The following is a 10395-nucleotide window of genomic DNA, read 5'->3' on the forward strand; positions in this document are numbered from 1 at the left end:
TATCGACAAATTAGTGAGTCAGTATACTCAAAGCCATCCGCGAGGCGAAAGCCCTATGTCAAAACTTGCAATCAAATCGAGTTCTTGGGCGAAAAAAAGCCTCGATATTTATCGAGGCTCAATAGCACGTGGTTGGTGAGTTATTTAAACAACACTTGACCAGACATTTCTGCCGGGATGTCCATGTTCGATAGAGCAAGCATCGTTGGTGCTAGGTCAGAAAGCTTACCACCATCTTTTAGCTTAAGATCTTTGCTACCGACGTAGATAAGCGGCACTGGCAGATTGGTATGTGCGGTATGAATGCCCCCTGTTTCTGGGTTCACCATCATTTCTGCATTGCCGTGGTCTGCTGTGATCAGTAGCTGACCATCGACTTCTTTAATCGCTTCAACCACTTTTCCGATACACTCATCAAGCGCTTCGCATGCTTTCACGGCCGCTTCGTAAATACCAGTATGACCAACCATATCGCCGTTCGGGTAGTTACAGATAATCGCATCGTATTTACCCGATTTGATTGCCGCAACGAGTTTTTCAGTCAGTTCAGGCGCGCTCATTTCCGGTTGCAGATCGTAAGTTGCCACTTTAGGTGAAGCAACCAATTGGCGCTCTTCGCCTGGGAATTCGTTCTCAACACCACCGTTAAAGAAGAAGGTGACGTGCGCGTATTTTTCTGTTTCAGAGATGCGCAACTGAGTTTTGCCCGCCTTTGATAGCCACTCACCGTAGGTGTTTTCTAGTGATGCTGGTGGAAATGCGCACAGCAGAGGAATGTCGGCGGCGTATTGGGTTAGCATCACAAAGTCAATTGCTGGGAACTTCGCACGTTCAAACCCGTTGAAATCTGGTATGAAGGCACGAGTAATTTCACGTGCACGGTCGGCGCGGTAGTTCATGAAAATCACGGCATCGCCATCTTCAATCGCAGCAGAGTCTTGGCCTTCAGCTTTGATTTCTGTCGCTTTAACAAATTCATCATTTTCTTCACGTGCGTAAGCGGCTTCAAGGCCTGCCACGGCGGAATCAAAAGTAAATTCTGCTTTGGCTTCAACCAATAGGTCGTAAGCTTTTTGTACGCGTTCCCAGTTGTTATCGCGATCCATGGCGTAGTAACGACCAATCAGTGAGGCGATACGACCTTTACCTAATTTAGAAAATAGGTCTTGGAAGCGTTGCAATGAGGCTTCGGCGCTGCGTGGTGGCGTATCACGGCCATCAAGGAAGCAGTGGAGGTAGATTTTCTCAGCGCCACGGGCAGCAGCCATTTCAACGGCAGCGTAGATATGATCTTCATGCGAGTGAACACCACCTGGCGACATTAGCCCCAATAGGTGAACCGCTTTGCCCGCTTTGATGGCTTTATCCATCGCGTTGACTAACACTTCGTTTTGTTGGAATTCACCATCAAGAATTGATTTAGTAATGCGTGTCAGGTCTTGGTAAACAATACGACCAGCACCGATATTGGTGTGACCGACTTCTGAGTTACCCATTTGACCATCCGGTAAACCTACATCCATACCAGAAGCAGAAATCAGAGTGTTTGGGTTGTTTGCAATTAAGCTATCCATGACTGGAGTATGTGCATTGCTGATTGCGTTGTGTGCGTTATCTTCACGGTAACCCCAACCGTCAAGAATTACTAAAGCCATTGGCTTCTTAGCTGACATAGTTATGACCTCGTCAAATTCAAAGTAACTTAAACAGAAATTAGCGTAATTTTACTACACTTTGAAGCGATTGCAGTAGGTTAAGATCAATGATTCTCCCTATCAATGCCTATAAAGGTAGCCTATTGATCAACATCGGTGCCTTTTTAGCGCCATTTAATAAACTAAAATTCCCGTCCCAAGCACGGCAAACAGTGCGCCACACCAAGCGAAGCGGTTGGGCCGCTGTTTGGTATACATCCATAAAATAGGCAACAACATGATGGGCGTGGTTGAGGAGAGCAAGGCCACCATACCCACGTTGCCTTCACGCAGTGCGTAGAGAATTAACGTCATTCCGACCGCCATCGCAAGAAAACCGTTGATGGCGGTAATGGTAAAAATGGGCAGCGTAATGGCTTGAGTGGCGCGTGCTAATTTTGCACCAGTAGCCAACAGTAAGCAGTGTGCGGTGAAGGCGGTGAGCATTCGAATTGCGGAAGCGGCGATGGGGTCGATCCCCGTTTGCATCACAGGTTTGGCGATGATCCCACCCAATGCTTGGCATAGAGCCGCGATAAGGCCAAGTGTAATGCCAACCCATACTCGGCCTTTAATTGCTTCCAATGCATTATGATTTTGCCCTCGGCGGCCAAAAAAGATGGCCGTTAGAACGCCTGAAAAGACAAAAGTCGCGCCCACTAGCTCTGCATGGCTCATGCTTTCGCTGAATAAAAAATAGCCGAGAATGGCCGAAAAAACGGCATGGCAGGAAAAGAGTAAACCGGCTTGTCTTGGCCCCATGCGATTTAAACACGCAAACAGCGCCGTATCGCCAATGAATATGCCAATCAACCCCGAATACATCATGGGTGTTACCATCTCGCTGTTTACCGTTGCCCAGCCGCCAGTTGCCAACGCCATGCTCACTAAAATGAGAGAAGTACAGCCCATGCGCCAACGGCTATAAGCAAAGGTTCCTAAATGGCGAGCGGGAGTAACAGACAGTAAACTGGCTACTGCCCAAAGAAACGCGGCAGCAAGCGCGAGCCATTCGTAGCCCATGTAAACATCCTTGAACGAGGGAAGGATCTCAATATGCCTTAAGCGCTAGGGGAAAACAAAGGGAATTTATGGGCTTGCCTCAAGGTGATTAAAAGAGGCAAGCCAAGGGGATTTATACTTTGAAGCGGCGAATATCGTTACGCATGGCTTCTGCCGATAAATGCATTTCATGAGCGCTGTGGCTGCTCTGCTGAGTTTGACTAGCAAGGTCATCAGAAGCGTCTTTGATACCTTGTGTATTGCGGCTAATGTCTTCGCTGACGGCTCGCTGCTCTTCAGCGGCACTGGCAATTTGTAAGGCCATATCATTGATCTCGGTAATGGCTTGCGTGATCCGCACTAAACTGTCGTGAGCTTGTTCGGCATAGTCAACACTGTGGTCGGCCAGTTTGGTGCTGGCTTCCATATTCTCGACCGCATGTTGAGTATTGCGTTGCAAGGTTTCTATCATGGTGCGGATCTCTTCCGTTGAACCATGTGTACGTTGGCTGAGCACACGAACTTCGTCGGCTACCACAGCAAAACCACGGCCTTGGTCACCTGCGCGGGCCGCTTCAATCGCTGCGTTGAGTGCTAACAGGTTGGTTTGTTCGGCAATACTTTGAATGGTGGATAGGATCTGGTTGATACTTTGAGCATTGCTCTCCAACTCTCGGATCACTTTGGCCGCACTATCGACCTGATTGGCTAAGTGAGTAATGGAATCACGATTCTTTTTGATAACCGCCTGCCCGTCATCACAAGCTGAGGCCGATGCCTGTGACGCGCTAGCGGTCAGTTCGGCGTGGCTAGCCACCTCAGCGGCGGTAGCCGACATCTCGTGAATCGCGGTGGCTATTTGATTGACATCATTTTGTTGGTGCTCAACTCGCATGGAAGCTTGAGCAGAAAGGTCATTGGCATCTTGTGCTTGCTGGGAAAGTTGTTGGCTACGGCTGACGATCCCTTTCAGCATCTCCTGCATTTGACTTAAAAAGAGATTCACTTTCTCGGCCAATTCACCGATTTCATCCATGCGTCGAATGTCGATGCGTTGGGTGAGGTCGCCTTCTCCTTGCGCTAATTGCGCTAAAGCGTTCGACAATACCTGCAGTGGTTGCAGTAAGCGGGTTACAACCCAAGTGCTGATGCTGGCGATAATAATGTAGAGTACTAAAGAGGCAATGGCGGTAAAGGTGATCTGCTCAGAAACCGAGGCGTAGGCCATCTCTTTATCCACCACAATGCCCAGCGACCAATCAGTATTCGGTATTTGTGAGACGTAAATCAACTTGTTGCCTTGCTTTGGCCAAACAATAGTATCAACGCGATTCTCTTTAGCTAAGCTGGCCATATGCTGGGAATCTAATTCGTTGTTTAAATTGGTTAAAGGTTTTTGGCTTAAGGCTTCATCTTGATAGGCGACAATATTGTTATTGCCATCAACTAGAAACGCAAAGCCTTGGTTATCGAGTTTAACACTCAGTACCTCTTTAATGAGATTGGTTACGGTTAAATCGGCGGCGAGTACACCTTGCTTTTGACCTTTAAAGGCTTTGGCGAAGCTGACTACGATGCTGCCATCAAAATCTTGGTAGGGTTCGGTAATTATAAGGCCGGATTGTGCCATTGCGTCTTTATACCAAGGGCGCGTTCTTGGATCATAATCACTTGGCCAATCTTCGGTTTTATCACCATAAGCAATGCTGCCATCACTGAAGCCAGCATAGACAGAAAGAAAATCACCGCCTTTTTTGGTGACCAGTAGCGCTTGATCTGCGTTGTCATTACTGGCGATAAAAGATTCATTAGCCAACATCATATTGCTGCGGATCCCAAGCCAATCACTGATATAACGGCTGGTGGCGAGACTGACATTTTCCATTTCACTATTGATGGCGTGAGTCGTCTCCTGTTGCAGTTGGCTGACGGAGATCCAAGCTTGTACACCACTGACTATCGCAATGATAATGGCGATCGCCACTTGAATTTTAAATTTGATGGTATGTCTCATGGGTTATGCCCCTAGAACGGTTTGACAACAGCGTGTCGATAGATCAGAACGGAAAAAAGATGAATTAACGGCACCCGTGCTTATTTGCAGCCAAATGATGAGGTCTTTTCATGGTTCTTCAGATAAATGAATAACTAAAACAGGCTAATCCTACGAAAATATGATGTTGATTAATATGATCGAGCTCGATTATTACTCATCCAGTTGAGTCATTTTTGCTGAGTTTTAGATAGAGATGATTCATCTTGCGACTTGCATTCAGTCTTGACGCTCAATGCAAGTCGCAGTCACCAAAGGTTAGGTCAGTAATAGCGCGGCAGCATAGACAATGCACAAGCCAACAACGCCAATAATCAGACCTGTTTTGGCCATGTCTTTACTCTCAATAAGCCCGGTAGAATAGGCCAGTGAGTTTGGTGGTGTTGAGACAGGTAAAATCATACCCAGTGAGGCAGAAAAGGCGACAACCACTAACAAACTTTGTATACCACCAATACTGGCCAAGCTTTCCATGGATGTGCCAATCGCGGCAGCGATCGGCATGAGTAAGTTAGCGGTCGCGGTATTGGACATGAAGTTTGCCATGATCCAACACACGAGCGACAGGGTGATGACGACCGAGATAGGCGATAGAGAACTGTAATCAATCGCGTGAGCTAATGCTGAAGCGAGCCCTGTTTTATCTAGCCCAATTCCAATCGCTATCCCGCCAGCCACTAGCCACAAGACGTCCCAGTTGATCTGTTTCAGTTCCTCTTTGCCCATAATGCCGGTAAGTGTAAAAACCGCCAAAGGAATAATAGATACCACATAGGTGTTCATGCCGTGTAGAGAGGTGGTCATCCACAGAACTATGGTGGCGGCAAAAGTAATGTAGACCACGATTGCACGCCAATTTTTTTGGAATGTTCCGTTTAGTTTCAGCACCATCTGTTTTTCTGAAGAGGGAAATAGTTTTTGTAGCAAAAACCAAGCTAACGTGAGCTGAATAATCACAAACGGCAAGCCCATCATCATCCAAGAAAAGAAATCAATGCTATTGCTTCCGGTGAGATATTGCAGCGCGATCGCATTGGGTGGCGTACCGATAGGCGTGGCAATACCACCGGTGTTCGCTGCAATCGGAATGCAGAGCACTAAGGCTTTGATGCCTAAATCCCCTTTTGGAGCTGAAGCGACGATCGGCCCGAGCAGCGCCAGCATCATCACAGTAGTCGCGGTATTGGACATAAACATAGAAAATACCGCAGTGATCAACATTAGCCCCAGCATAATAAAGCGGGGTTGAGTACCAAAAGGTTTGAGTAACACTCGGGCTAAGTTGTTGTCCAGTTCATATTTAGAAGCAGCAATCGCCAGTGCAAAGCCGCCCATGAACAAGATAATAATCGGTGAAGAGAAAGCGCTGAAAATATCGGTGTACTTCATTAACTCGCCGATATCATGCCCAGCGGGGGGCGAACGAAAGAGATGCAAGCCTTTATCTGAAATCATCACCAATTCGAGCGCAATGATCAAAATGGAGGTGGCAAATACAGGAACTGGCTCCAATACCCAAAGCAGAGCAGCCAATAAAAAAATAGCCAGTAATCGATGTTGAATTAAGGTTAAGTCATCAATCGGTATTGCATCAATGGGCATCAGTAAAACACCGATGGGCAGCAAAAAGCAGATCGCAAGCTTTATCAGCATTCCCGTATTCATGGTAGGCATATCACATGACCTTCATTAGGTTAACTTGAAGTAACTAGCGTAAATGATATGTGAATGAAGGTCTTAGACGCGGCTTGAAATTTTGAGTTTTAGCGAAGGAATATGCAGCAGCTTTGTTTTTTATCAATAAAGAAAAAAGCGAAATATCTAGAGGCGTTAGCTCTGAACATGCAGAGCTAACGCATTTTGCAGGGAACATTAAGAGATGGCGATTAACGTTGCTGTGCGTATGGAGTACCCATAACCGTTGTAGCATTGTGTTGCATAGACTCATCAAAGCAAATTTTATCTTTTGCAAACAGGTTGATCACCGTTGAGCCTAGCTTAAAGCGACCCATCTCTTGTCCTTTTTTCAGTACAACAGAGGTATTGCCTTGGGCTGGATAATCCCAGCGATAAACGGTATTGCCGCGCGGAGGCGTGACAGTCCCTGACCAAACTAGCTCAATACTGCCAACAATGGTCGCTCCGACAAGCACTTGTGCCATTGGGCCAAACTCAGTATCAAAAATACACACCACGCGCTCATTGCGAGCAAACAGGTTCGGTACATTTTCGGCGGTTAGTGGGTTAACCGAGAAAAGATCGCCCGGAACATAAATCATTTGACGTAACACGCCATCGCAAGGCATGTGTACGCGGTGGTAGTCGCGAGGTGATAAATAAAGCGTGGCAAATTCGCCATCTTCAAACTCTTGCGCCAGTTTGGCATCACCACCGAGCAATTCTACCGCTGTAAAATGGTGGCCTTTCGCTTGGATCAGCTTGCCATCTTGAATCGGCCCGAATTGACTAACGCAAGCATCGGCCGGATGGGTGATTAAGCTATCACCGTCACTGATTGGCCGAGCATCGGCTTTCAATTCACGAACAAAGAATTCATTGAATGTTTTGAAATGGCTAGGATCTGAATGCAGAGCTTCATCCATGTTGACATTATATTGTTTAATAAACCAACGAATGACTGCAGTGGTTAGACCGCCAGCTTTCGCTGATGCGAGTTTACCCATCAGGCGTGTTAAGCCATGTTGTGGGATCCAGTATTGCAGTCCAACTTTAATTTTATCCATTGTCTCTGATTCCAATGTTAACTGTATGTTCTTCACTTTGGGCGCGAGATGTTACTGAAAAACTCTCACCATGTCAGCAGTTAGTCACCATTGCTTACGGATTATTCGATGGCGACAGATAAAAAATTTATCGATCAAGTCTGCGGACATTTGCCGGGGTAAAACTCGATGCTATTTATAAATCCGCTTTTTTGTTACGCGAATATTGGCGGTTAGCTTTGTTTTCCGACATGCTTTCTAAAATTCGGTGGTAGTTCTCAAAGCGCGTGTTACTAATATCACCTTTTTCCACCGCTTCACGTAATAAGCAACCCGGATCGTCAGCGTGTTTACAGTCTCTAAACTTACAGCCGCCTAAGAAGGGACGAAATTCGACAAAGGCTTCAGTGATCGCTTCAGCTTCCAAGTGCCATAAACCAAATTCACGCACTCCCGGCGAGTCGATCAAATCACCGCCTGTAGGGATATGATACAAGCGAGCCGCAGTGGTGGTATGTTGACCAAGTCCAGATGCTTGAGAAACTTCACCTTCTTCAATTTCATCTTCCAAATTTGGCATTAATGCGTTCACTAGGCTGGATTTACCGACGCCAGATTGACCAACAAATATGTTGATCCGTCCGCCAAGTTTCGCTTCTAACTCAGCAATCCCTTCACCGCTTTTTTTGCTGACAAAAAGCACTTTGTAGCCAATGCGTTCGTACACACGTAACGACTCTTGATATTGGTTACGCAATTCATCGCTGAGTAAATCAATCTTATTCAGTACCACTAGCGGCGCAATATTCACGGTTTCTGAAGCGATCAAATAACGGTCGATGATATTGAGTGACAGTTCTGGCAGTACGGATGACACAATGACCATCTGATCAATGTTTGCCGCTACTGGTTTCAAACCGTCGTAATAATCTGGACGAGTCAGAACCGATTTACGCGGTTCAACCGCTTCGACAACGCCAGAGATTCCTGCCATTGATTCGAGTCCAGGTCGCCAAATAACACGATCTCCTGAGACCAGCGTTTCAATGCCTCGGCGTAAATTACAGCGGTGGATGGTGTGAGTCTCTAAATCTTCAACATCGGCATGTTGGCCAAAACGAGTAATCACTAACCCAGTTTTTGCGGTGCCGAGCATGGCTTCATCCCACGAAACTGTGTCCTCTTTTTTGAGTCGTTTACTCTGATTATTACGAACGCGTCGTACTTGACCTTTCGTCAGCTTCTTTTTCTTTGCCACGATTATCTACTTCATGATTATGATACGTTTTGATCCAACGTTGAGATTTTACTCAAAATCATACCGTTTGGATCCAATGTCCAAAGGTATCTTGGGGATCTGAATTTGGGTATAGTACCTTTTTTATCTGCAAACCAATATAGGCAACGTATTTATGTCTTTTAGCGATCAAAACTTGATTTGGGTTGATCTTGAGATGACAGGCTTAGACCCTGAAACTCACAAAATTATCGAGATTGCCACCATTGTGACTGATAGTGAGTTGAACATTTTGGCTGAAGGCCCAGTGTTGGCTGTTCATCAATCAGAAGCTGAATTGGCTAAAATGGATGAATGGTGCACCACCACACATACCAAAAGCGGTTTGGTCGAGCGAGTACGTCATGACTCAGTGACACAACAAGAAGCGGTTGAACAGACCATTACGTTTTTGGAAAAGTGGGTGCCTAAAGGTAAATCTCCGATTTGTGGCAACAGTATTGGGCAAGATCGCCGCTTCCTTTATAAACATATGCCTGAGCTGGAAGCCTACTTCCATTACCGTTATGTGGATGTCAGTACGCTAAAAGAGCTGACTCGCCGTTGGAAGCCAGAAGTATTGGATGGCTTTTCTAAGCAAGGTAGCCACCTGGCTTTAGATGATATTCGTGAGTCTATTGCTGAGCTTCAGTACTACCGTAAGACCATATTCAGTATTTAATTTTCAGAACGGCATTTTTTGGTGATGGCGTGTTAACCAGTTTTTGTGATTAATACGCCATATTTGCGTTCTTTTTCGTCAAAAAAAAAAAAAAAAGATTTTTTGCCAGTAAGGGCTTGCATCATAAGAAAATGCTCTTATAATTCGCAGCCCTGAACAACGGAAACGTTGTGAATGCGACACTAGCTCAGTTGGTAGAGCGCAACCTTGCCAAGGTTGAGGTCACGAGTTCGAACCTCGTGTGTCGCTCCAAATTCTTTTCGAAGAAAAGAATAGCGCCGCACAACCTAGTTAAGGTTGAGGTCACGCATCTTTGTTTAAAGAAAGCGAACCTCGTGTATCGCTGCACTTTCTCTTGTTAGAAAGTGAACAGGTTTAAGTTTTCATCGTACTTAACAGTGACACAATACGGACGCGGGGTGGAGCAGCTTGGTAGCTCGTCGGGCTCATAACCCGAAGGTCGTTGGTTCAAATCCAGCCCCCGCAACCAAATTCAGATTAAGCGTAAATACGATTAATCATTGCGACACTAGCTCAGTTGGTAGAGCGCAACCTTGCCAAGGTTGAGGTCACGAGTTCGAACCTCGTGTGTCGCTCCAAATTCTTTTCGAAGAAAAGAATAGCGCTGCACAACCTAGTTAAGGTTGAGGTCACGACTCTTTGTTTAAAGAAAGTGAACCTCGTGTGTCGCTACAAATGCTCTTGTTAGAGAGTGTAAGTTTTCACCGTACTTAACGGTGACACAATACGGACGCGGGGTGGAGCAGCTTGGTAGCTCGTCGGGCTCATAACCCGAAGGTCGTTGGTTCAAATCCAGCCCCCGCAACCAAATTTAGATTAAGCGTAAATACGATTAATCATTGCGACACTAGCTCAGTTGGTAGAGCGCAACCTTGCCAAGGTTGAGGTCACGAGTTCGAACCTCGTGTGTCGCTCCAAATTCTTTTCGAAGAAAAGAATAGCGC

General features: G+C 46.1%; 7 protein-coding genes and 5 tRNA genes. 6 read left to right on the top strand and 6 right to left on the bottom strand.

Features of this window, described 5'->3' with window-relative positions; all coding sequences use genetic code 11:
* Positions 1-140: 140 nt before the first annotated feature.
* From gpmM to rsgA, 6 genes are all read right to left on the bottom strand, one after another.
* A complete protein-coding gene (gpmM, locus tag AACQ21_RS09970) occupies positions 141-1673 on the bottom strand; it encodes a 2,3-bisphosphoglycerate-independent phosphoglycerate mutase (RefSeq protein WP_013857941.1) in 1533 nt (510 codons plus the stop codon).
* A 156-nt stretch (positions 1674-1829) separates the two neighbouring features.
* Positions 1830-2717, bottom strand: coding sequence for a DMT family transporter (locus tag AACQ21_RS09975; protein ID WP_105977185.1), 888 nt, complete (start codon positions 2715-2717; stop codon positions 1830-1832).
* A gap of 112 nt (positions 2718-2829) precedes the next feature.
* Positions 2830-4710 (bottom strand): methyl-accepting chemotaxis protein, encoded by a 1881-nt coding sequence (locus AACQ21_RS09980; protein ID WP_105977186.1) that lies wholly within the window; start codon positions 4708-4710, stop codon positions 2830-2832.
* A 297-nt stretch (positions 4711-5007) separates the two neighbouring features.
* A complete protein-coding gene (locus AACQ21_RS09985; RefSeq protein WP_017046690.1) occupies positions 5008-6423 on the bottom strand; it encodes an SLC13 family permease in 1416 nt (471 codons plus the stop codon).
* Between the two features lie 212 nt (positions 6424-6635).
* Entirely contained in the window at positions 6636-7493 is an 858-nt protein-coding gene (asd, locus tag AACQ21_RS09990) for an archaetidylserine decarboxylase (protein WP_105977187.1), read from the bottom strand.
* A gap of 175 nt (positions 7494-7668) precedes the next feature.
* Positions 7669-8730: a small ribosomal subunit biogenesis GTPase RsgA gene (gene rsgA / locus AACQ21_RS09995; protein WP_105977188.1), complete on the bottom strand. Its 1062-nt coding sequence runs from the start codon at positions 8728-8730 to the stop codon at positions 7669-7671.
* Between the two features lie 154 nt (positions 8731-8884).
* Between rsgA and orn the strand changes: the two genes are divergently transcribed.
* The 6 genes from orn (at position 8885) to AACQ21_RS10025 (ending at position 10368) form a co-directional block, all read left to right on the top strand.
* Positions 8885-9430, top strand: coding sequence for an oligoribonuclease (gene orn / locus AACQ21_RS10000; RefSeq protein ID WP_010318948.1), 546 nt, complete (start codon positions 8885-8887; stop codon positions 9428-9430).
* A 176-nt stretch (positions 9431-9606) separates the two neighbouring features.
* Positions 9607-9682: transfer RNA gene (locus tag AACQ21_RS10005), tRNA-Gly, on the top strand.
* A gap of 161 nt (positions 9683-9843) precedes the next feature.
* Positions 9844-9920 (top strand) — tRNA-Met (locus AACQ21_RS10010).
* Between the two features lie 33 nt (positions 9921-9953).
* A tRNA-Gly gene (locus tag AACQ21_RS10015) sits at positions 9954-10029 on the top strand.
* A 153-nt stretch (positions 10030-10182) separates the two neighbouring features.
* Positions 10183-10259: transfer RNA gene (locus AACQ21_RS10020), tRNA-Met, on the top strand.
* A 33-nt stretch (positions 10260-10292) separates the two neighbouring features.
* Positions 10293-10368 (top strand) — tRNA-Gly (locus tag AACQ21_RS10025).
* The last annotated feature ends 27 nt before the right edge of the window (positions 10369-10395 follow it).

It is taken from the genome of Vibrio sp. V01_P9A10T6, assembly GCF_963877065.1.
GTDB classification, from domain to species: Bacteria; Pseudomonadota; Gammaproteobacteria; order Enterobacterales; family Vibrionaceae; genus Vibrio; species Vibrio anguillarum.